Source organism: Plantactinospora sp. WMMB334 (assembly GCF_049179095.1).
Lineage (GTDB): Bacteria > Actinomycetota > Actinomycetes > Mycobacteriales > Micromonosporaceae > Plantactinospora.
The window spans coordinates 3878569-3904136 of record NZ_JBMHME010000002.1 but is presented as its reverse complement, the minus strand read 5'-3'; the positions used below and the strand labels follow the sequence as shown (position 1 = coordinate 3904136).

Genomic DNA, 25568 nt, shown 5'->3' with positions numbered 1-25568 from the left:
CACGGGCGTTCGGGGCAGCGCTCAGCTCCGCCGCGCGTACCAGGGCTGCCACCGCTGCCAGATGCCAGGCGCGCGACGCTCCGGATCTCCGGGCAGACCTGCGACGGTCGCGAGGTGGGCGCGGTTCTGCCGCAACTGGGCCCGCCGGGAAGCCGATCCGGACCTGTTCGGCGGCTTTCCGACCTGGGTCGCGGCCGGTGTCGTCAACGACACCGACGCACGCACTCAGCACGAGGTGGACGTGGCGGTCTTCGGCCGCGTCGAGCAGGGTCGCGAGGAGCTCCTCGCGATCGGCGAGGCCACGTGGCACGAGATCGTCGTCGTCGGCTTCGCTGACGATGTTCGGTTCGTGGCGGCCGCGGACCCAGGCGTGCAACTCGTCGAACTGGACCGCTCGTACGCGGCGAACCGACTCTGGGCGGCGGCCCGCCCCAGGTATCCCCACAAGACCCGCCGGTACGAATCCTGAGCTCGGCTGACTTGTGCTGGTGGCGAGGCGACGATGCCGGCATGGTCGGACGGCACCGGCCTTGGGGCCGTAGGGTAGCGCCGTGACGGGTCGTACCGGTGTCGAGCGCGTGCGGGCGCTGCTTGCCACGGCGCCGGTCTTCGACGGCCACAACGACCTGCTGTGGACACTGCGCCGCCGGGCCCGGTACGACTTCGACGCGCTGGACATCTCGGTGGACCAGTCGGGCATCGGGCTGCACACGGATCTGCCCCGGTTGCGGGCCGGCGGGGTCGGTGCCCAGTTCTGGTCGGTCTTCGTGCCGTGCTCGCTCACCGGCGACGCCGCGGTCACGGCCACCCTGGAGCAGATCGACGCGGCGTACCGGATGGTGCGGCGCTATCCCGACGACCTGGTGATGGTGACGACGGCGGAGCAGGTCGAGCGGGCGGTCGCCGCCGGCCGGGTCGCGTCCCTGCTGGGGATGGAGGGCGGTCACTCCATCGCCGGTTCCCTCGGTGTGCTGCGGATGATGTACCGGCTCGGGGTCCGCTATCTCACGTTGACCCACAACCGGAACACCCCCTGGGCGGACAGCGCCACCGACCGCCCGCAGGTCGGCGGCCTCTCGGACTTCGGTCGTGCCGTGGTACGCGAGTGCAACCGGCTGGGAATGCTGGTGGACCTGTCGCACGTGGCGACGACGACGATGCGGGACGCACTCGACGTCTCCGTGGCGCCCGCCTTCTTCTCGCACTCGGGAGCGCGAGCGGTCTGTGAGCACCCCCGCAACGTGCCCGACGACGTGCTGCGGCGGGTGCGGGACAGCGCGGGAATCGTGATGGTGACGTTCGTGGCGAACTTTCTCAACGTGCGCTGCCGCGACTGGTACGACGAGCTCGCCGAGCAGCGGGGCCGGATCGCGGCGTCCTTCGCCGACGGCGATCCGGGACGGGCGGCGGCGATCGCGCGGCTGCTGCGGGACAGTCCCCGTCCACCCTGCGGGGTCCCCGACGTCGCCGACCACATCGAGCACGTCCGTGAGGTGGCCGGGATGGACCACATCGGGCTCGGCGGCGACTTCGACGGGACCATTGCGGTCCCCGACGGGTTGGAGGGAGTGCACGGATATCCCGTACTGCTCGCCGAGTTGTCCGCCCGGGGCTGGTCCGACGACGACCTGACGAAGCTCACCTGGCGCAATGCGCTCCGGGTGCTGCGGGCGACCGAGGATATCGCCGGCTCGCGTTAGCCGGGCGTCGGCTCGCGTTGGCCGGGCGTCGACGCCTCGGCGGCGAATGTGACGAACTGGGCGACGGCGGGATTGTCGTCGTCGCGCCGCCACGCGATGCCGAGCGGCACGGTGGGTTCCGGCCGGCTGAAACGCCGGACGACCACCTGCGGAATGCGCAGCACCGCGGCCGGCGTCTCGGTGAGCAGCGTGACACCCGCCCGCTCCGCGACGGCGGCGAGCATGAATTCCTCGCTCGGCTCGACCCGGACGATCTGCGGGCCCGACCCGGGGCCGTACACCTGGTCGATCATCGACCGCCACAGGCCGGGCGCGGTCTCCTCGGGAAAGAAGACCAGCGGCTCGGTGGTGAGCGACGCACGCCGTACGCGACGTCGGCCGGCGAGATGGTGCTCCCGGTGCATCGCCACCACCACCGTCTCCCGGGCGATCGTGAGGTATTCGAGGCCCTCGTCCGGCGGTAGGGGTGGCCGGACGAAGCCGACGTCGATCTCGTGCTTCTGCAGCGCCGTCAGGTTGCGGGCGGTGAAGGAGGTGGAGGTGGTGATCCGGGTGGACGGATACCTGGCCCGGAAGGCGGTCACGATCGTCAGCGGAGTACCGGCTCCGGCGGAGCGGGTGTAGCCGATTCTCAACCGCGTCGGTGGACTGGTCGACAGTCTCCTGGCGAGGTCCCTGACCCGGTCCGCCCGGTCGAGCGCGTCGCGTACCACCGGTAGGAGCGCGGCGCCCTCCGCCGTCAGGCGGACGCCGGCCCGGGTGCGGTCGAAGAGTGGTACTCCGAGACTTCGCTCGAGCGTCCTGATGCGTTGTGACAGCCCCGATTGGGCGATCATGAGGCGCTCCGCGGCCCGGCGGAAATTCAACTCCTCCGCCGTCACGCTGAAGTACACCAGATGCCGCAGTTCCATTCTTCCGCCCCCGTTGCTGAGCATCCAGAGTTCTCATCCAATCACGAACTGGTCTTGGACGGTACGGGCGCGGCCATGACGTAATGGGGACACCCAGGGCAGCACCGGTGCCGGTCCCGGACCGGCGGCGTCGCCGTGGACGGGTCCCATCGACGAGGAGGACGGATGACGGGAACGACCGAAGTGGACAGGAAGGGCACCCGGACGATCGCACCCGCCGTCCTGGAGCCGATCCTGCATCGTGCCGCCTCGTTGCCGGCGCTGCGCGAGAAGTACCGGGCCCTCGCCGCCGCGCTGGCCGTGCCCGCGCTGACCGACCTGCCGCCGCTGACGAAGGACGAACTCAACACGGCGCTGGACGGGATCCTGGAGCATGCCCGCCGGCAGAGCTTCGGCAGCTACGTCTACGGCAGCGGCGGCACCACCTCGGCGCCGAAACTCAGCCTGATTCCCTCCGACATGTTCGTGCCCGACATCGTCCGGCACTGGCGTCCGCTCGCCCCCGACGACGTCCTGGTGAACATGAACAACCCGGGCCGGCTCTGGTCGTCACACAACTTCTTCAACGCGCTCGCCGACCATCTCGGAGCCGTCACGATCCCGCTCGGCGCGGTCGATCACGAGCAACTCGGCGAGTGGCTGGACTTCGCCGAACGCGTCGGGGCCACGGCGATGGACGGCACGCCGACCCACATCGCCCACCTGCTGGAGTACTGCGCGCAGACCGGGCGGCAGCCGCCGCCGTTGGGAAAGCTGCTCTGGACCGGTGAGCCCTTCTCCGCCCGTGCGGCGGACCTGGTGGCCCGGCTGCTGCCGGAGGCCGGCACGTACGGCGTCTACGGCAGCACGGAGACCTGGGTGATCGGGCACAACGGACCCGCCTGCCAGCGGGACGTCTTCCATCCGCTGTCCTACCAGCACGTCGAACTCGTCGACGGACTGGTGCTGGTGACCAACACCCATCCACGGTGCCTCAATCCGATCCTCCGCTACCGGGTCGGCGACCGGGGAGAGTTCGTCACCTGTTCCTGCGGCCAACGCGACGCGCTCCGGGTCCTCGGCCGGGACGACCCACAGCTGAAGTTCGTGAGCGTACTGGTCACGCCGGGGGAGATCGCCGGCGTCGCGCTTGCCGAGCCGGGCGTGCGCGATGTCCAGATCGCCCTGTTCCGGTACGGCACCCCGACCGAGCAGATGCAGGTCCGGGTGCTCCCCGACCCTGGCGCCGCACCCGCCGACGAACTACGCGACCGGGTCCGCCGCCGGGTGTTGAGCAGCGTCTACCGGCTGGGGTACGCCGTCTCGTCGGCCCCGGAGTCGTTCGACGTCCAGGTGGTGGAGGCGCTCGCGGTCAATCCCCGTACCTACAAGACACCGCTGCTGGTCGAGGAGGCGTGACCTGATGACCGAGAGGAAGCGGATCGTCATCGTGGACGCGTACTCGTCGGCGAAGCGTCTTCCGCCGCTGTTCCGCGAGGCCGGATACGAGTGCGTGCACGTGCAGAGCACCCGCGAGGTTCCGGCCAGGTTCACCGGCTCGTTCCAGCCGGCGCAGTTCGTCGACAACCTGCTGCCGGACGGAAGTCTCGCGGAGATGCAGACGGCGCTGAAGGAGCACGCCCCGACGTACGTGCTGGCCGGGATGGAGAGCGGGGTCGAGCTGGCCGACGCCCTCAGCGAGGCGCTCGGCCTGCCGTCCAACGGCACCGCGCTGAGCACCGCGCGGCGTGACAAGTACCTGATGATCGAGACCATCAAGGCCAGCGGCCTCGCCGGTACCGAGCAGATCCGCACCGCGGACCTCGACGAACTGGTGTCCTGGTACGCGGCGCTCGGCCGGCGGGCCGTCGTCAAGCCGCCGAGCAGCGCGGGCAGCGACGGCGTCGCCTTCTGCGACAGCGTGGCCGACGTCGTCCGCGCCTTCCACGCCATCGTCGGCCGGGAGAACGCGCTGACCGGCCACAACGACGCGGTGGTGGCGCAGGAGTATCTCGACGGGGCCGAGTACTACGTCAACACGGTGAGCCGGGACGGGCGGCACCAGGTGTGCGACATCTGGCGTACGACCCATGTCACCGCACACGGGGTGCTGGACCTGCTCGACAGCACCCACCTGATGCCCCGGCGCGGCCCCGCGCAGGACGAGTTGGTCGACTACACGCTGCGGGTGCTCGACGTCCTCGGGATCCGGCACGGCCCCGTGCACGCGGAGGTGAAGCTGACGCCGGACGGTCCCCGGTTGATCGAACTGGGTGCCCGGCTCTGCGGTGCCGACCTGCCACACTTCGCCGGCTCGGTGCTGGGCGGAGGCCAACTGGACGCGACGGTCCGGGCCGTCACGGACCCGGCCGGCTTCGCCGCCGGTGCCGATGCGGAGTACCGGCTGCCGGGTGCCGCCGCGGCGGTCGCGCTGCTGGCCCCGGCCAGCGGCAGGCTGCTGCGCTATCGCGGGCTGGAGACGTTGGAGGCGCTGGAGAGCGTACGCGAGGTCAGGATCGTCGTCCGGCCGGGCGACGCCATCTCGCGGACCGTCGACGACTTCGGATATCCGGTCGCGGCGTTCCTGCGGCACGAGGTGCCCGAGGTGGTGTGGCGCGACTATCTCAGCATCCGCCAGTTCGACGGGCCCGCGCGGTACGAGATCGACGAGGCCGCCCGGCCGGGCGGTGGGGACCCCGGTCAGCCGCATCCTGGAGGCGGATCATGACGGTTTTCACGACGGACGTGTCGACCGACGTGTCGACGTTCCACGAGCTCGAGTCGGCGGTACGGATGTACTGTCGCACCTTTCCGGCGGTGTTCACCCGGGCGAAGGGAGCCCGCCTCCGCAGCGAGGACGGCCGGGAGTTCCTCGACTTCTTCTGTGGCGCGGGTGCCCTCAACTACGGCCACAACCCGGAGTGGGTCGTCGACAGGGTGCGCGCGTACCTGGAGGGTGACGGCATCCTGCACGGCCTCGACATGCACACGGTGGCCAAGCGCGAGTTCATCGAGACCTTCCGGCGGGTCGTTCTCGAGCCGCGCGGGCTGCGGTACAAGCTCCAGTTCTGCGGGCCGACCGGCACCGACGCGGTGGAGGCGGCGTTGAAGCTGGTCCGGAAGGTGACCGGCCGGCAGACGGTCGTCTCCTTCACCGGGGGCTTCCACGGGATGTCGCGGGGCTCGCTCGCGGTGACGGGGAGCCGGCGGGCCCGCGCCGCCGGCTCGGTGGGACTGCACGACGTGCTGTTCGTGCCCTACGAGGACGGCCCGGCGGGGTCGTTCGACTCCGTCTCGTACCTGACCCGGCTGGTCGCCGACCCGTCGGCGGGGGTCGACCTCCCGGCGGCTGTCATCGTCGAATCCGTGCAGGTCGAGGGTGGCATCTATCCGGCCTCCGCGCAGTGGCTGCGGGACCTGCGGACCTTCACCGAGCAGCACGGCATCCTGCTGGTCTGCGACGAGATCCAGACCGGTTGTGGCCGCACCGGCAGCTTCTTCGGGTTCGAGCACGCCGGCATCCAACCGGATCTGGTGACGCTGTCGAAGTCGATCGGCGGCGCCGGGATGCCCCTGGCACTCACCCTGATCCGTCCGGAACTCGACGTGTGGCGGTCGGGTGAGCACACCGGAACCTTCCGGGGCAACCAGCTCGCCTTCGTCGCCGGGGCCGCCGCCCTAACCGCCTGGGAGGACCCGTCCTTCCGGCAGCGGATCGCCGAGTCGTCGGCCCGGCTGACCGCCTTCGGCGCGCGCCTGCGCGGGACCGAGCCCCGCCTGGCTGTCCGGGGGCGGGGGATGCTGCTCGGCGTCGACACGGGTCCGCTCGGCAGACCCGGGTACGCGGAGCGGATCCAGCGGCGCTGCTTCGACGACGGACTGGTCGTCGAACTCTGCGGCCGCGACGACGAGGTGGTCAAGCTGATGCCACCGCTGACGATCGGGGAGGCCGACCTCGACGAGGGACTGGCCATCATCGAGACCGCGGTGCGACAGGTATGACCCCGGTTGCCCGGCGGACCGCCCCGACCCCGCCGCGCGGCGGGGATCCGGGGGCACGGACACCACCGGCCGACCCGGCCCGGCGGGGCGGCCGGTACGGACGGCAGGAGTTTACAGTCAGCCTGATCGCCAGCGGCGGGGAGTGCTTCCTCGTCGCCAACGCGGCCGAGAACCTCGGCGGCGCCGACTGGAGCAGGCTGGCCCGGCGGGCGTTCGCCGCCGCCGGCCGGGCACTGATCGACGGGGTGGTGGTGCTCTCGCACGAGGGAGCCCGCCGGTTCGGGGTGCGCTACTTCGGGCCGGACGGTGGCGAGCGCGTCCCGCCGCGGAACGGGCTGCGCTGCGCCGCGCGGCTCGTCGGCGAGCAGTACGGATACCGGGACCTGACGTTGAGTTGCGGCTCCCGCTCCGTACCGGCTCGGGTGGCCGACCGTCGGATCGGCGTGCACCTCGGCCCGCCCGGGTCCCGGACCGACCGGCACCACAACGCATCCGTGACCGCGGGCGGTCCGGTCGCCGACGCCACGGCCGCCGGCCCGCCTCGGGAGGACGCCGCCGTCGCCCTGCTCACGGGCACGATGATCCTCGACCTTGACTAGCTTCGGGAGGCCGGCTGTGCGGGAGGCTACCGCCGCGGTGCTGCGCTACGCGGCGCACGCGGGGATCGACGACACCGCGGGTGGAGCGGCCCAACCGCCGGGCTGGCTCTCCCTTCCGCTGCGGGAGCGGGTCCGGCGGATGGCCGCCGGCGAGCTGGACGCGGAGGCGTGGCGCCGGGAGGCCGACGGCTGGAGCCGGTACGCCGACAGCCGCTACCGGGCCTGCGTGGAACTGCGGCCGACGCATCCGGAGGGCGGTCCGGTGCGGGTGGGCGTCAAGGACTCGGTCGACGTGGCGGGTTTTCCGACCAGGCTCGGACTCCGCCGGCACCGGCACTATCCGGCGGAGTCGGCCGCGTGCCTGCGTACGGTCAACCCGCGTTCGGTGATCGCCAAGCTGGTGACACCGGAGGTGAACGTGGGCATGGAGCACGGCTGCCTGAACCCGAAGTACCCGCACCTCGACCCCGCCGGCTCCAGCACGGGTTGCGCCGTCGCCGTCGCCGCCGACCTCTGCGACATCGGCCTGGGCACCGACACCGTCGCGTCGGTACGGCTCCCGGCGGCCCGGTGCGGCGTGGTCGGGCTGCGGATGACGCAGGACCCCGGGCTCGCGGCGGGGCTCTTCCCGGTCTGCCCGCCGCTCGACGCACCGGGCTGGCTCTCCCGGACCGCGGACGACCTCGCCTTCTTCTGGCGGCAGTACGGGCTGGACCGGCTGCCCGGCAGCACCGCCGGGCAGCCGGAGCCCGGGCGCCCGCTCCGGGTCGGCGTCGTGGCGGAGGTGCACGACGGCCTCTGCGATCCGGAGATCCTCGGCGCCCTGGAGCAGACCTGCGCCGCGCTGTCGGACGCCGGGAACGCGGTCGTTCCGGTCCGGCTCGGTGACCTGTGGCGGTGGCGGGGGGCCGTCTACGAACTCTGCACCCGCGCGGCCTGGGACGCCCACCAGGCGTGGCGGGGCTGGACCGACGAACGGCTCGACGAGGCGACCCGGCTGGCCCTGGAGGCCGGTGCGGCCGTCCCCGACGCCCGCTACGACGAGATCCGGACCGGGCTGGAGAGCTACCGGCGGAGCAACGCCGGGCGCTTCGCCGCCGCCGGGGTGGACCTCTGGCTCCTGCCGCTGGCGCCCATCATGCCGCGCAACCGGCACACCACGGCGCCGCCCGTGTCGGCCATCCCGGCGCCGGGCGAGCCGGAGTACGAGCGTCGCATCGGCTACACCCCGGTCGCGGCCTTCGCCGGCCTGCCGGCGATAACGTTCCCCGTCGCGACGAGCGATCGGGAGAACGCCCCGATCGCCCTGCAGGCGATCGCCGGGCCGGGCGCCGAGTGGCGCCTCATCCGGTTCGCCGCCACGGTCGAGACCATTCTCGGCAGGACGGGGGTGCCGGCATGACACAGACCGAGGCACGACTGCCCGGCGACTCCTCCGACGGTGACGACGCCGGGCGGCTGCGCGCCTTCCTCGCCGTCTGGCTGCCGAGTTTCCTGGTGGTGACCGCGACCGGGCTGGCCACGTTCGGGCTGAACTGGTGGCTGACCCGGGGGCCGCACGGCGGTGCGCAGTTGGGGGTGATCGTCGGGATCGCCAGCGCGGTCTCCCTGCTCTCCGTCACGGCGCTCTCCGGACTGCTGGACCGGGCGGACCGGCGCCGGTCCGTGCTCCGCCTGCTGCTCGCGGTGGCCGTGCCGCTGGCCGCGCTCGTCGCGGTCCTCGGTGCCGACCAGGGTGCCCTGACCGTCCTGTTGGCCGGCGTCTGCTACGTCATGGTGCAGACGGTGCAGTCGCTGTATCTGGCCACCATGGAGACCGTCGGCGTCGACCTCGCGCCGAGCGGCTGGCCGGGCAGCCGTACCGCGATGCTGACCCAGATGCAGCCGCAGGTCGAGCGGATCGCCGCGCCCGCGGTTGCCGGCGTCCTGATCGCCGCCGGGGCACTGCCGGCGGTGCCGCTGGTCGGGCTCGGCGCCGTGGCGGCCGTGGCCGGGCTGGTGCTGCTCTTCCGGCGGCACCTGGACGCGGTGACCGCCCGCGTCGCGTCCCGGCTGGCCCCGGCCGGGAGCCGCGAGAATCCGGTACGCCGGGCTCTCCGGGACGCGGTCGAGTCGGCACGCCTGATCCGCAGCCATCGTGACCTGGTCTTCCTGGTCTGGTTCGGCATCCTGGTCAACCTTGTCGTCTTTCCGTTCTACGCGGTGCTCCCGGCCTACATCGGTGAGTACGGGCTGCCGGACCGGTCGGAGGCCGTCCTGTACAGCCGCGCCGCGACCGCGTACGGCCTCGGCATGCTCACCGGCACCCTGCTGCTGATGCGCCACAAGCCCCGCGACAACGTCCGGCGCACTCTTGCCCTGGCGACGGCGTGCTTCGCGCTGATGTGCCTGGTCCTGCTCGCGACCACGGTGGTTCCCTGGCCGGCCGCGGTGATCGCCACCATGGCGGTCAACGGCGGCCTGTTCGTCGTCCTGATCGCGTTCGGGGGTGCCGTCTGGCTGCGCCGGACACCGGCGGACGTGCGGGTACGGGTCTTCAGCCTGCGCCGGCTGACGGTCTTCTCGAGCATCCCGCTCGGGACCATGCTGCTCGGGTTCGGCGGCTCACTCGTCGGCTACCGGCCCTTCCTGCGGCTGCTGCTGGTGCTGGTCCTGATCGCCCTCGGCACGGCCTGGTTCGTCGGCGGTCGGCAGCGGGACGACGTCGAGGCGGAGCGGGCCCGGTAGCGTCCAGAACCGCAGATCACCGGGTGGCGATCCCGGACGCAGGGCGACCGGCACCGCCGGGGCCGGGGCCGTCGATCCCGGTCGGCCCGGGTCGGCCGAGATCGGCACGGCCACCGGCGCGGCGCGGCGGTGGTGCAGCGCGAGGGTGGCGGCGGGTGCCAGCTCGGCGGCGCCGGCGTGCCGGAGCAGGGCGTGCGCCTCCCGCCAGTGCGCGGCGGCCGACGGCGGCTTCCTCGTCGCCCGCAACGCGTACGCCACCAGGATCTGCGCCCGTGCGTCACCGACCCGGTAGCCGGTCTCGCGGTGGATCGCCACCGCGGCCTGCGCCTGCCCGAGCGCCGCCCCCGGCTCACCCATCCGCAGCCGGATGTCGGCGAGGACGGCGAGGGCGTCGCCCTCGAGCAGGCGGGTGCCGATCCTGCGGGCGAGGTCGAGCGCCTGAAGCGCCTGACTGAGCGCCTGCTCGTGCCGGCCGGCCTCGGCGAGGGTCGCCGCCAGCCCGACGAGGGTCTCCAGTTGCGAGTCCCGGTTGCCGGTGAGCAACGCCAGCTCCAGTGCCTGCTGGTGGCTGTCGACGGCCTCCGGCAGGCCGCCGAGGTGGCGGTGGATCGTGCCGACCGTGCCGAGAGCCAGCCCCTCGTAGCGGCGGCTGCCGATGCTGCGGGCCAGCGAGAGCGCCATCTGGGCGAGTTCCATCGCCTCCTCGGGGCGCCCGCTGTCGCGCTGCACCGTGGCGATGGAACGCAGGGTGATCGCCTCCGCCCCCCGGTTGCCGATCTCGCGGTACAGGCTCAGTGCCTGGGTCAGGTGCTCGATGGCCTCGTCGAACCGGCCCCGCAGGTAGTGCAGCAGGCCGAGGTTCTTCAGGCAGTTGGCCCGGCCGTCGCGCGAGCCGATCTCCAGGCTGAGCGCGAGCGCCTCCCGGGTGTGTCGCTCCGCCCTGTCGAGCTGGCCGAGGTTGAGGTAGGCGAAACCGAGGTTGATGAGAGCCACCTGCTGGCCACCTTGCCAACTCGAGCGGCGCGCCAGCTCCACCGCCCTGGTCAGATGGCGCAGCGCCTGCCGGGTCTGTCCCAGCTCGGTGTAGCTGATGCCCAGGGTGGTCAGCGCGGATCCCTGGCCGGCCTCCCAGCCGTCGCGTTCGGCGATCGCGAGCGCCTTGGAGAACCGGTCGAGCGCCCGGGTGTAGTCACCCTGCCGCCAGAAGAGCCCGCCGAGGCTGAGATGTGAGCTGGCCTGGGCCCGGAGGTTCCCGCCGGCCTCCGCCGCCGCGAGTCCGGTGCTGGCGACGGTGAGCCAGTCCACGGTGTACATCCGGAAGAAGAAGTAGCCGCGGAGCGCGTCGCTGAGTGTCCAGGCCGCCTCGTACGGACCCTGGTCGGCGGCGTGCGAGACCGCGGCGACGAGGTTCGCCCGTTCCGCGTCGAGCCACTCCAGCGCCTGCGGTTGACCGGTGAGCGGCGGCACGTTCTGCGGGGGAGGCTCTGCCGGGCAGGACAGCCGGAGAAGCTGCGGATAGAGGAGCTGCGCGGCAGAGTGGGCGGTGTACAGGTAGTAGTCGAGAAGCCGCTGCCGCGCCGCCTCGCGCCGCACCGGCACCTCCTCGTTCCGGACCCGGTCCTGGGCGTAGATCCGGAGCAGGTCGTGGAGGGCGTACCTGCCGTCGGCGTGCTGGTCCACCAGATGAGCGTTGGCGAGGCGGTCGAGCATCCGGTCGGCCCGTTCCACGGCCACGTCGGCGAGGGCCGCGGCGGCGGATGCGGTGAAGTCGACCCCCGGTACGAGGCCCAGCAGCCGGAACGTCCGGCGGTCGTCGACGGAGAGGGCGTCGTAGGAGAGGTCGAAGGCGGCGCGTACGGCGGCCTGCTCGTCCCCGGCGACCTGCAGCACGGCCAGACGGTCGCCCGCGCACAGCTCCGCCACCAGGTCACCGACGCGTCGGCGGGGCCGGCCGATCAGGTGGGCCGCCGCGATCCGCAACGCCAGCGGCAGGTGTCCACAGAGGTCGGCCAGCCGGGCGACCTCATCCGGCTCGGCCGCCACCCGCTCGGTCCCGAGCACCCGGGTGAGCAGGGCGACCGACTCGACCGGGGTCAGCAGGTCGAGGACGACCTGCTGGGCGCCGTCCCGGGCGACCAGGCCGCCCAGCCGGTCCCGGCTGGTGATGAGCACCATGCAGCCGCTTCCCCCGGGCAGCAGCGGCCGTACCTGGTCCGGGTGGTTGGCGTTGTCGAGCAGGACGAGCATCCGGCGGTCCGCGAGCCGCCCCCGGTACATCGCCGCCGCCTCGTCGACCTCGGCCGGGACCTGCTCGGCAGGAACGCCGAGGGTGTGCAGGAAACGGGCCAGGGCGTCGATCGGCCGTAGCGGGGCGTTCGCCGCATAGCCCCGCAGGTTGACGTGGAGCTGCCCGTCCGGGAACCGGTGGCGCACCTGGTGGGCCCAGTGCACCGCCATCGCGGTCTTGCCGATCCCGGCGCTTCCGGTGAGGACCACGATGCTGACCCCGGCGGCCGGCTCGCCGTCCCATTGCGGAAGGAACGCCTCGAGCCGGCGGAGCTGTCCGGCGCGCCCGGTGAAACCCGCGACGTCACCGGGCAGTTGTGCGGGTGCGGCCACCGCCCGCGGCGCGGGGGTGGGGGAGCTGGGAGGAACCTCCCGGGAGGCGCCCCGGGACGCGGGCTGTGGCGCGGGATCGGCGCGCAGGATCGCCTGGTGCAACTCGGCCAGGCGGACGCTGGCCTCGAGCCCGTGTTCGTCGCGCAGGGCGGTGTTGAACGTCCGGAACACGCCGAGCGCCTCGGCCCGGCGGCCGCAGCGGTACAGCGCCAGCATGAGCTGGCCGACGAAGCGCTCACGCAGCGGGTGCACGTCGCGCAGCTCCCGGAGTTCACCGATGAGTGCGGCGTGCCGGCCGAGCGTGAGCCGGACGTCGATCAGCTCCTCGCGGGCGACCAGCCGCTGCTCCTCCAACCGGGCGGCGGCGGACTCCACGAAGGCACCGGCGGCACCGTGCAGGGCCGGACCCCGCCAGAGGTCCAGCGCCGCCTCGTACCGCTCGACCGCGGACGGCAGCCGTCCGGCGGCGACGGCGGCCCGGGCCCGGGTGAGCTGGTCGGAGAAGTCGACCTCGTCGATCCCGTCGCCGTCGTCGACGACGAGCCGGTAGCCCCCGGCCTGGCTGACCAGGATGTCCCTGGCGTCGGCGCCGCGCAGTATCCGCCGGATCCGGGAGATCAGGACCTGCACGTGGGTCCGTGCGGTGCTCGGGGCGGCGCCGCCCCAGAGCGCGTCGATGAGCTGGCCGGTCGACACGGCGAGGTTGGCGTTGAGGACCAGGTACGCCAGTACGGCCTGCTGTTGGGGTCGCGGAACCGGAATGGACCGGCCTCCTTCTTCCACGTCGACCGGACCAAGGATCTTCCACCGCATGCCGCCCCCGCTGCCAAAAAGTGTCGATCTCTCTCTTAGCCTACGGGCCGCCGCGACCCCGTTTAGCGAACGGCTAACAGCCGCTAAGCCCGGCTCGGCAGATTGGTACGGGAGCGGCGGCGGGCAACCGCCGCCATCGGTGACGATCGACTGATACGGGGTTGACGATGGCAGAGACGGTTCGGACCGCAGCGACCGCGCGGCGCTGCGGCGCGCGTGTGCACGGCACCGGCGGACAGCCGTGCTGATCAGTACGCCCGATCGCTGGGAGCGGTTCTGCGCCGCCCGGGAGCAGACCCGCGCACGCCGTGGCCGGATGCCCGAGGCCGCCTTCTACGAGAGCCGGCTCCGTGAGGTGTGGGAGCGGGCCCGCCGCACGCCCGCCCACCGTGACCGGGGTGACTTCTCCCTCTCGGCCTTCCGACGGCTCCCGGCGACGACAAAGGACGCGGTGAAGGCGGCACCCTGGGACTTCGCCGTCCCGGAGGCGGGCGTCGGAGTCAAGTACTACGAGACGACGGGTACGACCGGGCTGGTCACCCCGACCCCACGTTTCGCCGACGACGTGGTCTGGAACGTGCTGTCGGTCGCCGAGGCGTGGCGGGACCTGCTGACCTCGGACGACCGCGCGGTGATCCTGCTGCCGAGCGACGTCGTGCCGGTCGGTGACCTCATCGTCGGCGTCTGCGAGTACCTCGACGTGGCGCACACCCGTGCGTACCCGTTCGCGGCCGGCATCTGCGACTGGGACCGGCTCATCGCCCTGTGGCAGCGCCTGCGGCCCAGCACGGTGTTCCTCGCCCCCGGGGTGTCGGCACAGTTCACCCGGTTGCTGAAGCGGCGCCGGATGCTGGCGGAGCTGCGGGAGCCGGTCGAGCGGCTGATGCTGCTCGGCGAGGTCAACACGGCGCCCTTCCGGGCCCGCCTCGGTCAGTGGTGGCAGGCGACGGTCCACGACGCCAGCTTCGGCAGCACCGAGACCGGCACCCTGGCGGCCACCTGCCCCGCCGCCCGGCTGCACCTGCTGCCCGGCGCCAACTACTTCGAGCTGGCGACCGGTCAGGGCATCACCGAACTGCCGGCGTCGGGGAGCGGCCGGCTGGTCGTCACGCCGCTGAACCTCTTCGCCCGGCCGCTGCTGCGGTACGACACCGGCGACGAGGTCACCGTCGGCGGGTCCTGCCCGTGCGGCAACCGGGCACCGGTGGTGACCGTCGGCGGTCGCGGCAGCGACGCGGTGGAGGTCCGTGGCGTGCCACTCTCGGTCCGTGCCGTGGAGGAGATCGTGTACGGTGCCACCGCCGCGACGGGCTACGTCATCGAGACCGCCGCCGACGGCGGCTATGCCCGGCTGCTGCTGGAACGGGACGTGGACTGGGACCGGTCCACCGAGCCCGCCGTCGCCGCCCGGCTGCGCACCGCGACGCGCGACAGGCTCGGGCTGGCCTGGGACGAGGTCGTCTTCGTCAATGCGCTGCCCGACACCACCAAGGCGGGGGCGGCGCAGAAGAGCTGGAAGCGGTCGAACGTCCGGCCGCTGGCGGCGGTGGTGGGCGGATGAGTCTCGCGCCGTTTCCCGCACCCCCGGAGCCGGCCCTGGCCACCGGCGAGCCGGACCTCTGGTGCACCTACGCGGCGATCCGCACGCTGGCCTGGCTGGGGCGGTCGGACCGGGTGGTGGATCCGGGCGGGATCGCCGACCACCTGGCCGGTCGGCGCAACTCCGACGGCGGGTACGCCTGGACCAGGGGGATGCTCTCCGACGCCTGGGCGACCTTCTACTGCACGCAGGCCATGACCGACCTCGGTGTGCCGGTACCCGTACCGGAGCGCACCGGCGACTGGGTGCGGGCCACCTGGTCCGGCGAGGCGTACGCGATGATGCCCGGACAGGAGCCGGACGTCTGGGCCACGCACTACTCCAGCCGGACCGCGACCGGGGTGTGCGGCGGTGACGTGCCGGACCGGGCCCGGCTGCTGGCCTGGCTGGGCCGGCTGCAGACCCCGGCCGGTGGTCTGGCCTGGAGCCCGGCGCACGCCCGGCGCGGCGTGGCCGACGTGCGCGCCTGCCACTACGGGGTGCTGGCCTGGCGTGCCCTGGCCCGCACCGCCCCGGTCGCCCCGCCGTGGGACGTCCCCGCGCTCGTCGACTGGCTGCGCGCCCGGCAGGCGCCCTCCGGCGGGTTCCGATTCGCCGCGGACACCGGGATCGAGTGCCTCTGGGCGACGTACCGGGCCACCGCCGCGCTGCGGGAGCTCGGCCACCTGCCGGCGCGACCGTCCGACTGTGCCGCGTGGACGCTGTCCCTGCGTGGTGGTTCGGGCGCCTTCGTACGCTGGGCGGGCTACCACGTCGAGGACGTCTGGGCCTCCTTCTGCGGGGTCGGCACCCTGGTCGCGCTCGGAGACCCGCCCGCGGCGGAGCTGGCCGACGCGGTCGCCGGCCGGCTCCGGGCGCTCGCCGTCCCCGGCGGCTACACCTACCGCGAACCGTCGCTGGCGGCCGACGCCCTCACCACCGCGGCGGCGATCCTGCGCGCCGACCCCGGCGACCCCGAGGTGCCCGGATGGCGGGCCTGGCTGGACCGGTGCCAGATGCCCAACGAGGGCGGCGTGATGTACATGCCGGCCAGGGGTGCGGAGGTGCGCTGCACCCTGTGGGCACTCGCCGCCGGCGCGCTCGCCGACGGTGCCGCCCGTACCCGGGCGCTGACCTGGCTCGGCGGCCTGCAGAACCCCGACGGTGGCGTCGGCTACTGGGAGGGGCGGGGCTCCGACATGATCTCGACGGCCGCGGCGGTCGAGTGCGTCGCGCTGCTGGGCGCGCCGGTCGGCCGGGTGCTGGACACCGCCCGGCTGGCGACATTCGTCGACTCCTGCCGACGGCACGGTCCGGACGGGACCGTCGGCCACGGCAACGTTCCGGGGACCGAGCCGACGGTGCGGGCCGGTCTCCAGGCGTTGCGGGTACGGGCCGCCCTGGAGGGGCCGGACGCCGCGGCGCTCGCCTCGCTCCTCGACCGGCACCGGGTGGCCGGCGGCGGCTACGCGAACGTTGGAAACCGGCTGCCGGACCTGCTGAGCACCTACGAGGCGGTCGCGACGGCCGACCGGCACGGTTGCGCGGTCGACACCGGACGGATCCGGGTGCTGCTCCGGCGGCTCGCCGGACCGGGCGGCGTCGCCTGGACCCCGTTGACCCCGGGCGGAGGCGGCCCGCTCGCCGACTGCCTGGGGGTGCTGCTGGACCGACGACTGGACGGCGAACTGGCCCGCCTTCCGGTCCTGGCGCTCTCGTGAGGAAACGATGCCGACCATAACCATCCGTACGGTTCCCTGCTCGCCGAGCCGGCGGCGGGCCGTCGCGGTGCGGCTGACCCGCTGGCTGACCGACCACGGGGTGCCACCGGCGCACGTGGTGGTGCGGTTCGAGGAGCAGCCGGAGCAGACGACGTTCACCGGCGGGCTGCCGCTGGAGGCGCTGCCGCACCGGCCCGGCGTCCTCCGGCACGCGGCGGTGACCTGCTGCGTCGGCCCGGACCGCGACGAGCGGTTCCGGGCCGGCCTGGCGGCCGAGATCGCCGACGCTCTCGGGGCCGGCCCCGACACCCCGTTCTTCTATCTCGAATTCCGACCGACGTCGCCCGCCGACGTCTATCTAGCGAAACGGGGAGTGCTGCGCCGCGCCGACGGGCCGGAGCACGCCCCGGCCGAACCCACGGGGAGGAAGACGACATGACCAGTTTGGTGGTGCCGGATCGGGAGGAGCTCCGGGCACGGGTCCGGGCCGCGCTGCGCGGAAGGCTCGGCCCGGCCGTCGACGACGTCGCCGACGACGTGCCCCTGCCGGAGGCGCTGGGCGCGCGGTACGACAGCCTCGCCGCCCTGGAGTGCATAACGCTGGTGGAGGCGGAGTTCGAGGTGGAGGTCGACTTCGTCGAGCACGACGTGCGGTACGCGTTCGCCACCGTCGAGCGGATCGTGCAGTTCGTCCACGACCGGTTGGAGGACCGCGTCGCGCTCGGGACGGCGCGGTGACACCCCGGCCCGCGCCGCAGCACCGCGAGATCGAGTTCCGCACGTCGGGACACACCGGGACGCCCGAGCGCTGGGTGCGCACGGAGGACCAGTTGCACAGCGAGGCTCTGCTGATCGCCGGCAACGTCATCGGCGAGCTGGACCAGGTGGTGACGTTCGCACCGCCGGAGCATCTCTACGGGCGGCTCTTCGGCGACGTGCTGCCGCGGTTGCGCGGGATTCCTGTGCAGCGGCTCTACGACGACGCCGTACGCCTGCCGGACCTGTCGCACCGGGTGCGTACCCTCTTCGTCTGCCTGCCGTCGAGCTGGCTGCTGCTGCGCCGGATGGTCGACCGGATCGGCGGGTTGCCGGGCGTGGTCGCGCTGCACGGGGCGGGACCGACCACCCCGGCGACGGCACGGGTGGTGGCCGAGCTCGCCGGGGCCGACTTCCGCGCCGTGGAGCTCTTCGGCGCCACGGAAACCGGGGGAGTCGCGTACCGGGAGATCGGCGGCTCCGCCGCCGAGGCGCCGTGGCGGCTGCTGCCGGACGTGGAGCTGGTGATCGAGGGACCCCTCGGCAGTACCCAGCTGTTGCACGTGCGCAGTCCTCGCCTCGCCCGGCGGGTCGGCAGCCGGTCGGCGCCGCGGTCGTTCCGGTTGCAGGACGTGGTGCGGGTCGTCGACGAGCGGCACTTCGCGCACCTGGGACGCACCACGCGGCTCGTCAAGGTCAACGGGCGCCGCTGCAACCTCGACGCGATCGAGGAGGCGGCGCGTGCGGCCCTCGGCACCGACGTGGCATGCCTGGCCCTGCGGGACCCGGTCCGCGGTGAACACTACGAACTGTTCTACGACTGCCGCGCGGGTGCCCTGCGCGACGGGGAGGTCTGGCGGCGGCTCTCCGCCGGGCTCGCCGGGGACGCCGTACCGCGCGCCGTCCACGCGGTCGTCCGGATAGCCAGGACCCCCACCGGAAAGGTGAAGCTGGACCAGTTGTACGCCGGTGTGCGCGCTTCGGCGGGGGGTGAGGTGCCGTGAGCGGGGTTCTCGCCGGAGGCGACCTGCACGGGGCGGTGCCGGGCGGTGCGGAGGGCCTGGGCACCCGCCCGGGGTCCGGCCCGCCGGACGACGGTGGTCGGGCCGACCAGGTCACGCCGCTGCTGCGCGCGACCGGCTGGACGGCGAGGACCGACCTCGACGAGGCGGAGCGGGGCAGGCTGCACCGGGGCCGGGAACGCCTCGCCCGGCTGGTTGCGTCCCGGCCGGTCTACGGCGTCTCCCGGGGGTACGGGCCGCTGGTGCGGTACGGGGCCGAACCGGATCCGTTCCGGCAGGCCGACGGCCTGCTCGCGCATCTCTGCGTCGGTCAGGGTCCACCGCTGCCGCCGGAGGTGGCCCGGACGATGGTCTGGCTCCGGCTGCAGAGCATGCGGTTGGGGCACTCCGGCGTCGACGTGGCGGTCTGGTCGGCGCTGGCGGCGCAGTGGAACGCCGGGATCACCCCGAGGGTGCCGCAGGACGGCAGCCTCAGCGCGAGCGGTGACCTGGTGCCGCTGGCCCACGCGGCCAGGGCGGCGGCGGGTGACGGAGAGGTGTGGAACGGGTTCGGGGCGACGGCGGGTGCTCCGGTGCCGGCCGCCGACGCGCTGCGGCGGCAGGGGCTCGAACCGGTCCGTTGGGACGCCCGGTCCGCCCTGGCCTTCGTCAACGGCACCAGTGCGTCGCTGGCCATGGCGCTGCACAACCACGACCGGATCCGGGCCCTGGCCGAAGCGTCGGCGGCCGTCACGGGGCGGCTGGTGACGCTGCTCGGCGCCGCCACCGAGGCGTACGCGGAGCGGCTCGCGCTCGTCCGTGGCCATCCGGGGCACCGGCTCGCCTCGGAGTGGATCCGGTCGGCGGCCGGTGACGTGGTCGCCGACCCCGCCCGCCCGCTGCAGGAGCCGTATTCGCTGCGCTGTGCCCCGCAGGTGCTCGGGGCGGTCCTCGACCAGGTGCGGCTGCAGGCCGAGGTGCTCGCCACCGAAGCGCGCGGCTGCACGGACAACCCCGTGCTGGTCGGCGACGCGGTGCTGCACGGAGGCAACTTCCACGCCGCTCCGGTGGCGCTCGCGGTGGAGCAGCAGGCTGTCTGCGTACACCAGGTGGCCTACCTCGCCGAGCGGCAGCTCGCCCTGGTGGTCGACCCGGAACGCAACGGAGGTCGGCCGCCGTTCCTGACCCCACGGCCCGGACGCGGCAGCGGACTCGCCGGCGTCCAGATGGCCGCGACCTCCCATCTGGCGGCGATCCGGCAGGCGGGCTATCCGGCATCGATGACGCCGTTACCCGCCAACCTCGACAACCAGGACCACGTACCGATGGCCCTGAACGGCGCCAACGCGGTACGCGGGATGCTGGACCGGGCGTGGTGGATCATGGGCTCGCTCTTCGTCGCCGCGCACCAGCTCTCGCTGCTCGGGCCGGCGGGGAGCCGCCGGCCCGAGCCCGCCGCCCCGTGGGAGTGGTTCGAGCAGAACGTGCCGGGCCTGCTGCGGGACCGCCCGCTCGCGGCCGAGGTGGCGGCGGCGGCCGAGGTCGTCGAGCGCCGCTTCGGTTGGCCCTCCGCCGTACCCGCCGATGTGACCCTGGAAGGAACCGATGGTGACCGCACTCGCTGATCCCCCGCTCGTCGCCCAACAACCGGCGTGGGACCCACCCGGGCTCGCCGCCCGGGTGCTGCGCGACATCGCCGGCCGCCCGCCGCTCGTCGAACCGGAGGCGTGCGCGGCGCTCTCCGCCGAACTGGGATCGGCGGCCCGGGGACGGGCCTTCGTCCTCCAGGGCGGCGACTGCGCGGAGCTCTTCGTCGACTCCGCGCCACACCGGGTACGGGCCAAGGCCGACCAACTGCACGGGCTGGCCGATGCGATGGAGCGGATCGTCGGGCTGCCGGTGGTGCGCGTCGGGCGCCTGGCCGGCCAGTACGCCAAGCCGCGCTCCAGCCCGGTCGAAGACCTACCGGACGGCAGCCAGCTTCCGGTCTACCGGGGCGACGCCGTCAACTCGGCCGAGCCGACCGCCGCGGCGCGACGGGCGGATCCCCGCCGGATCGCGCGGGCGTACGACTCGGCGGCCCGGGTGCTGGCGACGCTGCTGCCCGCCGGGCTGATTCTCCCGTCCGGTGCGGCCACGTCCGGCGGTGAGCTGGCGCCCGTCTACACCAGCCACGAGGCGCTGCTGCTGGAGTACGAGCGGGCCCTGCTGCGCCGGCGGAGCGGCTCCACCTACAGCGCGTCCGCGCACATGCTCTGGATCGGTGACCGCACCCGGCAGTTGGACGGGCCGCACGTGGAGTTCGCCGGCGGCATCCGCAACCCGATCGGCGTCAAGATCGGTCCCGGTGCCGCCCCGGACGAGGTGGCGTGCCTGGTGGAGAGGTTGGTCCGCGACCGCTCGCCGGGCGAGCTGGTGTTGATTTTCCGGCTCGGCGTGGACCGGGTCGCCAGCGGGCTCGCCGCGATGGTGGACGCGGTCGGATCGTATGCGGAGAGCGTGCTGTGGATGTGTGACCCGATGCACGCCAACACACGGCGCCGTCCCGGCGGGGAGAAGACCAGGGTCGTCACCGATGTCGTGGCCGAGGCGGAGCAGTTCGTGGCGGTGCTGCGCGACCGCGGCGTCTGGCCCGGCGGCCTGCATCTGGAGCTCACCCCCGACCGGGTCCTCGAGTGCGTCGACGACACGTCGTCGCTGACGGCGGAGAGCGGGTCGGCGCGCTACACCTCGCCGTGCGATCCACGACTGAACCACGACCAGGCGGCGCACCTGGTACGCCGGGTCGCCGACGCCCTCCGGCCACCGGCGCACCGGCCGGGCGGGACATCGTCGTGATGCCCACCCGGCCGGCACCGGTCACCTCACCCCGGAGCGGTTCGCCGGTGCGGACGTCGGCGGTCGCGCCGTCACGGGGTCCATCGGATGTTCGGGTTGAGCCGGCCGTTCCAGTCGAAGGTGGCCATGTGGTCCCAGCCGTTGCCGCTGCCGCTGATGTTGGCCGGGTCCCAACCGTTGCCGGGGACGGCGTACCAGGTCGGCTCCCAGTAGAAGACGCCGATCGCGCCCGCGTCGCGGGCGGTGTTCTGCACGTGGGTGAAGTGGGTCGCCTGGCCCTGCCAGGTGAGCGGATAGCCGGAGCAGCTGGAGGCGCCGTGGTTGCTGGTGCTGTCGGCGTTGCCGGAGGTGAACGGGTACGCGGTCTCGGCGATGACGACCGGCCTGCCGTACCGGTTGCGCATGTCGGTGATCACGTTGTAGAGGTTGCTCATCGACCCGTGCCACGTGCAGTAGTACGACAGCGCGGTGATGTCCCACTGCACGCCCTGCCCGCGGATTCCGTCGTAGAACCAGCGCGCGTTGGCCAGGCTGTCGGCGTGTGCCGTGTGGATGATCACCTGAGTGCCGCTGTTGCATGCCTTCGTCGCGTCGTGGCCGGCCTTGAGCAACAACCCGAGATTGTAGAAGTTGTTGTTGGTCACCCGGCCGTCGTTCCACAGCATGCCGCTGTTGATCTCGTTTCCGATCTGCACGCTGTCCGGCGTGGTGCCCTGGGCCCGCAGGCTGGTGCAGACGTCGTAGGTGTAGTTGTAGACGTCCGTGGTGAGCTGGTTGATGCCGTGGCTGGCCCAGGCCGCCGGCTTGGTCTGCTGGCCCGGGTCGGCCCAGCTGTCCGAGTAGTGGAAGTCGATCATCAGCTTGAGGCCCCTGGCCTTCACCGTCCGGGCGTACTGCAGGACCTTGTCCCTGTTGTTGTAGCCGCTGCGGGGGTTGTTCCAGATCCGTAGCCGGACGTAGTTGACGCCGACGCCGCGGAGGATGTCGAGCGCGTCCCGTTGGGTGCCGTTCGCGTCGTAGTACCTGGCGCCGACGTCATTGGCGCGCTGCAGGGTGGAGACGTCGGCGCCCAGCATGGTCATGGGGGCGGCGGAGGCGGGTGCGGCGACGGTGAGCAGCGTCGCGGGCACGGCCACGGCCGCCAGCATCAGGGCGATTCGCCGCTTCCACTGGTGGTGGACGGTCATTGCCAATCTCCTCGATCCTCGTCCGCCGATCGGCCCGGTGCCCCTTCGATCGATGGACATGACATAGATAGGGCTGGGAGCGCTCACAGTAGTATCTCCAGAGATGGATGTAAATACCTTGTGCCTACTGTGGCGACCTGCGCAATCAAGGCCGGATCGCCTCTGTGAGCGCTCCCAACTCTGCATCGACCGGGAGGCACTGACCGCTGCCGGTGCCGTCTTCTCCCGCTGAGGGTCGATGACGGCTCGGCCGGACTCGCCGAGCGGCTTCAGCGAGCGACGTAGCCGCCGTCCACGCTGAGGATCGTGCCGGTGATGCCCGCGGACTCGGGTGAGGCCAGGAAGACGATGGCTCGGGCCACCTCGTCGGGTGTCGACATGCGGCCGATCGGATGGTTGCCCAACGTCACGGCCAGGCTCGCTGCGGGATCCGGGTCGGCCGCCCTGGCCTCGGCGGTGAAGTCGGTGTCGACCGCGCCCGGCGCGACCGCGTTGACCCGTACGCCGCGCCCGGCGCACTCGATGGCGAGTTGCCGGGTCAGCTGGACGATCGCACCCTTGGTCATCGCGTAGGCGCTCTGGTTCGGCACGCCGACCAGTCCCGAGATCGAGGCGGTGTTGACGATGCAGCCGCCGGTCTCGACCAGGTGCGGCAGGGCCGCGCGGGCGAACCTGAACGCCGACCGTACGTTCACCGCGAAGAGGGCGTCGAAGTCGTCGTCGGTGGTGTCGAGGATGGGGCGGCGCAGGAACCGTCCGGCGTTGTTGACCAGCAGATCCAGCCGACCGAACTCGGTTGCCGCCCGACCGACCACGTCGTCCGGTGCCGCCTCGGCGGTGACGTCGGCGGTCATCGGCACCACCCGGCCCGCCTCGGCGAGGTCGGCCACTGCCGGCGCGACGTCGACCGCGACGACCCGGTAACCCGCGGCCCGCAGCCTGGTCACGACGCTGCGGCCGATGCCCCGGGCCGCACCGGTCACGACGGCGGTCAGATCCATGGCGCCCCTCCGTTACATCGTACGACGATCATACAGTTTTGCCCGGCCGGCCGGTTCCCGCAAGCCTGCTGTTTCCGTCACGACTCACGCGTCCTGCACAGGGTCGTTGCAGATTTTGTATGACAATCATATAGTCGGACCGGCGATCGTTCCGTCGACGTCGACGTCGACGTCGACGCCCCATCCCCATCCCCATCCCCGTCCCCGTCCCCGTCCCCGTCCCCGAGGAGCAGGTATGTCACACGGTTGGCCCGCATCGCCCGGAGCAGCCACTCCGCCGGGGCCGGCCGGCGAGACCGTCCCGGTGCAGCCGGTGCACTGATGCCCGGCACAGACCGCTACCAGGTGACCATCGTCAAGTACGGCACCCGGCAGACCGTACGCAGCGACGTCTACCTCAACCACCACGTCTACGGCGAGCCGGACGGCCCGATCGGGATGGACTACTTCTTCTGGCTCGTCCGCAACGCGGACCGCACCGTCGTGGTGGACACCGGCTTCTCCGCGGCCGGCGGTGCCCGGCGCGACCGCACCACCCTGATCGCCCCGGGCAGCGCCTTCGACGCGCTCGGGGTGGACCGGGCCGCCGGGCCGCCGGTCGTCGTCACACACGCGCACTACGACCACATCGGCAACCTGGCTCTCTTTCCCGCGTCGCCGCTGGTCGTCGCCGCCGCCGAGTACGCCTTCTGGACGGGCCCGTACGCGGACCGGCCCCTGCTGCACCACTCGGTGGAGGACGCCGAACTCGGCCACCTGCGGCAGGCCGAGCGGGAGGGGCGGGTACGCACCTTCGCCGACGACGTCGAGATCGCGCCGGGCGTCCGGGTGATCCGGGTCGGCGGGCACACCCCGGGGCAGAGCATCGTCACGGTGAACACCTCCGAAGGCACCGTGCTGCTCGCCTCCGACGCGGTGCACTACTACGAGGAGTACGAGCGGGCCATGCCGTTCTCCCAGGTGGCCTGCCTCGTCGACATGTACGCCGGCTTCGAGCGGATCCGGGAGATGCTCGAGACCGGCGAGGTGCGCCACCTGGTCGCCGGCCACGACCCGGAGACGCTCGCCCGGTTCACCCCGGTCTCCGGGGCGCTGGCCGGTCTCGCGGCCACGATCGGCGAGGAGTGCTGACGGATCGGACGGGGCAGCGGGCGGACCACCGAGTGAGGGATGGAGAGCAGTGATGAGGATCGGCTTCGCGGGACTCGGCAACATGGGCGGCCGGATGTCCGCCTGCATCGTGCGCGCCGGCCGGGAGGTGCTCGGCTACGACGTGCGCGCCGACAACGTCGCCGCGGCCGGGGCGAAGGCCACGGGATCGGTAGCCGAGCTGACCGACGGCAGCGACATCCTGCTGCTGTCGCTGCCGGACAGCACCGTCGTCGAGGCGGTGGTCCTCGGCGACGGCGGTGTGCTCGCCCACGCCCGCCCCGGCCAGATCGTGGTCGACCTCTCCACCGCCGCACCGGACTCGAGCGCGCGCATCCACCGGCTGCTCGCCGAGCGGGGAGCGGCGTACCTCGACGCCGGCATCTCCGGCGGGGCCGCCGCCGCCGAGCAGGGGACGCTGACCCTGATGGTCGGCGGTGAGCCCGACCCACTCGACCGGGCCCGCCCGGTCCTGGAGCTCTTCGCCGCGAAGATCTTCCACTGCGGGCCCAGCGGAGCCGGGCACACGGTGAAGCTGCTGAACAACTTCCTCAACGCGATCGCCCTCTCGGCCACCGCCGAGGTGATGGTCGCCGGCAGGAAGGCCGGTCTCGACCTGGAGACGTTGCTCGCCGTGCTCAACGCCAGCTCCGGGGTCAACTTCGCCACCCTGAACCGCTTCCCGAAGATCATCCACGGCGACTACCTGCGGGGTGGGCTCACCAACACCCTGATGCTCAAGGACGTGAACCTCTACGTCGAGCTCGCCGCCCGGCTCGGCGTGGTCAGCCCCAACTCGGCCGGTCCGCTCGCGAGCTTCGGCCTGGCCCGCGCGCTGGGATACGCCGACGAGATCAGCAACACCGTGGTCGACGCCATCGGGGACCTCTCCGGAGGTGTCCGGCTGCACACCGGGGAGGAGCCTGCCGCGTGACGATCATCGACCGGCGGCGGGCAGTGTACGGGTGGCGCAGAGTGGAAGGACG

Annotated in this window: 20 protein-coding genes; 16 read left to right on the top strand and 4 right to left on the bottom strand. The window is 72.7% G+C overall.

Translation table 11 applies throughout. The features are described from left to right. Window positions 1-61 precede the first annotated feature (61 nt). On the top strand, window positions 62-469 hold the full coding sequence (locus tag ACN27G_RS16630; RefSeq protein WP_421493731.1) for a hypothetical protein: 408 nt from the start codon (window positions 62-64) through the stop codon (window positions 467-469). An 82-nt stretch (window positions 470-551) separates the two neighbouring features. After that, entirely contained in the window at window positions 552-1700 is a 1149-nt protein-coding gene (locus ACN27G_RS16625; protein WP_421493730.1) for a dipeptidase, read from the top strand. On the opposite strand, the gene ACN27G_RS16620 is transcribed toward ACN27G_RS16625, so the two are convergent. Next, the gene (locus ACN27G_RS16620) at window positions 1697-2611 is read right to left on the bottom strand and encodes a LysR family transcriptional regulator (protein WP_421493729.1); all 915 of its coding nucleotides are present in this window, start codon (window positions 2609-2611) and stop codon (window positions 1697-1699) included. The genes ACN27G_RS16625 and ACN27G_RS16620 overlap by 4 nt on opposite strands. Window positions 2612-2776: 165 nt before the next feature. Here ACN27G_RS16620 and ACN27G_RS16615 point away from each other — a divergent pair, with 165 nt between their 5' ends. The 5 genes from ACN27G_RS16615 to ACN27G_RS16595 are packed head-to-tail and all read left to right on the top strand — an operon-like array spanning window position 2777 to window position 8593. Beyond that, window positions 2777-4009, top strand: coding sequence for an AMP-binding protein (locus tag ACN27G_RS16615; RefSeq protein WP_421493728.1), 1233 nt, complete (start codon window positions 2777-2779; stop codon window positions 4007-4009). 4 nt (window positions 4010-4013) lie between these two features. Then, entirely contained in the window at window positions 4014-5318 is a 1305-nt protein-coding gene (locus ACN27G_RS16610) for an ATP-grasp domain-containing protein (RefSeq protein WP_421493727.1), read from the top strand. Continuing rightward, window positions 5315-6592, top strand: a complete 1278-nt coding sequence (gene ectB / locus ACN27G_RS16605) for a diaminobutyrate--2-oxoglutarate transaminase (protein ID WP_421493726.1) — start codon at window positions 5315-5317, stop codon at window positions 6590-6592. The genes ACN27G_RS16610 and ectB overlap by 4 nt, the downstream gene beginning before the upstream one ends. Continuing rightward, the gene (locus tag ACN27G_RS16600; RefSeq protein ID WP_421493725.1) at window positions 6589-7191 is read left to right on the top strand and encodes a hypothetical protein; all 603 of its coding nucleotides are present in this window, start codon (window positions 6589-6591) and stop codon (window positions 7189-7191) included. The genes ectB and ACN27G_RS16600 overlap by 4 nt, the downstream gene beginning before the upstream one ends. A gap of 16 nt (window positions 7192-7207) precedes the next feature. Then, window positions 7208-8593: an amidase family protein gene (locus ACN27G_RS16595; protein WP_421493724.1), complete on the top strand. Its 1386-nt coding sequence runs from the start codon at window positions 7208-7210 to the stop codon at window positions 8591-8593. 1202 nt (window positions 8594-9795) lie between these two features. On the opposite strand, the gene ACN27G_RS16590 is transcribed toward ACN27G_RS16595, so the two are convergent. After that, window positions 9796-13350, bottom strand: a complete 3555-nt coding sequence (locus tag ACN27G_RS16590) for an AfsR/SARP family transcriptional regulator (RefSeq protein WP_421493723.1) — start codon at window positions 13348-13350, stop codon at window positions 9796-9798. 241 nt (window positions 13351-13591) lie between these two features. On the opposite strand from ACN27G_RS16590, the gene ACN27G_RS16585 reads away from it, so the two are divergent. Genes ACN27G_RS16585 through ACN27G_RS16555 form a run of 7 tightly spaced genes read left to right on the top strand, consistent with a single transcriptional unit; the run spans window position 13592 to window position 21245 of the window. Continuing rightward, entirely contained in the window at window positions 13592-14911 is a 1320-nt protein-coding gene (locus tag ACN27G_RS16585) for a phenylacetate--CoA ligase family protein (RefSeq protein WP_421493722.1), read from the top strand. Further along, window positions 14908-16650 carry a prenyltransferase/squalene oxidase repeat-containing protein gene (locus ACN27G_RS16580; protein ID WP_421493721.1) on the top strand — a complete coding sequence of 581 codons (1743 nt, stop codon included), beginning with the start codon at window positions 14908-14910 and terminating at the stop codon, window positions 16648-16650. The genes ACN27G_RS16585 and ACN27G_RS16580 overlap by 4 nt, the downstream gene beginning before the upstream one ends. Window positions 16651-16657: 7 nt before the next feature. Then, window positions 16658-17089 (top strand): hypothetical protein, encoded by a 432-nt coding sequence (locus tag ACN27G_RS16575; RefSeq protein ID WP_421493720.1) that lies wholly within the window; start codon window positions 16658-16660, stop codon window positions 17087-17089. Beyond that, window positions 17086-17388 (top strand): acyl carrier protein, encoded by a 303-nt coding sequence (locus tag ACN27G_RS16570; protein ID WP_421493719.1) that lies wholly within the window; start codon window positions 17086-17088, stop codon window positions 17386-17388. The genes ACN27G_RS16575 and ACN27G_RS16570 overlap by 4 nt, the downstream gene beginning before the upstream one ends. Further along, on the top strand, window positions 17385-18410 hold the full coding sequence (locus ACN27G_RS16565; RefSeq protein WP_421493718.1) for a hypothetical protein: 1026 nt from the start codon (window positions 17385-17387) through the stop codon (window positions 18408-18410). Before ACN27G_RS16570 ends, ACN27G_RS16565 begins: the two co-directional genes overlap by 4 nt. Then, window positions 18407-20032, top strand: coding sequence for an aromatic amino acid ammonia-lyase (locus tag ACN27G_RS16560; protein WP_421493717.1), 1626 nt, complete (start codon window positions 18407-18409; stop codon window positions 20030-20032). Before ACN27G_RS16565 ends, ACN27G_RS16560 begins: the two co-directional genes overlap by 4 nt. After that, a complete protein-coding gene (locus tag ACN27G_RS16555; protein ID WP_421493716.1) occupies window positions 20016-21245 on the top strand; it encodes a 3-deoxy-7-phosphoheptulonate synthase in 1230 nt (409 codons plus the stop codon). Before ACN27G_RS16560 ends, ACN27G_RS16555 begins: the two co-directional genes overlap by 17 nt. A 71-nt stretch (window positions 21246-21316) precedes the next feature. Here the strand turns inward: ACN27G_RS16555 and ACN27G_RS16550 are convergent, their stop codons facing one another. Both ACN27G_RS16550 and ACN27G_RS16545 read right to left on the bottom strand, forming a co-directional pair. Continuing rightward, window positions 21317-22432: a glycoside hydrolase family 53 protein gene (locus tag ACN27G_RS16550; RefSeq protein ID WP_421493715.1), complete on the bottom strand. Its 1116-nt coding sequence runs from the start codon at window positions 22430-22432 to the stop codon at window positions 21317-21319. A gap of 269 nt (window positions 22433-22701) precedes the next feature. Further along, window positions 22702-23433 (bottom strand): SDR family NAD(P)-dependent oxidoreductase, encoded by a 732-nt coding sequence (locus ACN27G_RS16545; RefSeq protein ID WP_421493714.1) that lies wholly within the window; start codon window positions 23431-23433, stop codon window positions 22702-22704. A 321-nt stretch (window positions 23434-23754) separates the two neighbouring features. Here ACN27G_RS16545 and ACN27G_RS16540 point away from each other — a divergent pair, with 321 nt between their 5' ends. Both ACN27G_RS16540 and ACN27G_RS16535 read left to right on the top strand, forming a co-directional pair. Continuing rightward, window positions 23755-24564 (top strand): N-acyl homoserine lactonase family protein, encoded by an 810-nt coding sequence (locus ACN27G_RS16540; protein ID WP_421493713.1) that lies wholly within the window; start codon window positions 23755-23757, stop codon window positions 24562-24564. Between the two features lie 52 nt (window positions 24565-24616). Next, window positions 24617-25516 (top strand): NAD(P)-dependent oxidoreductase, encoded by a 900-nt coding sequence (locus tag ACN27G_RS16535; protein WP_421493712.1) that lies wholly within the window; start codon window positions 24617-24619, stop codon window positions 25514-25516. The last annotated feature ends 52 nt before the right edge of the window (window positions 25517-25568 follow it).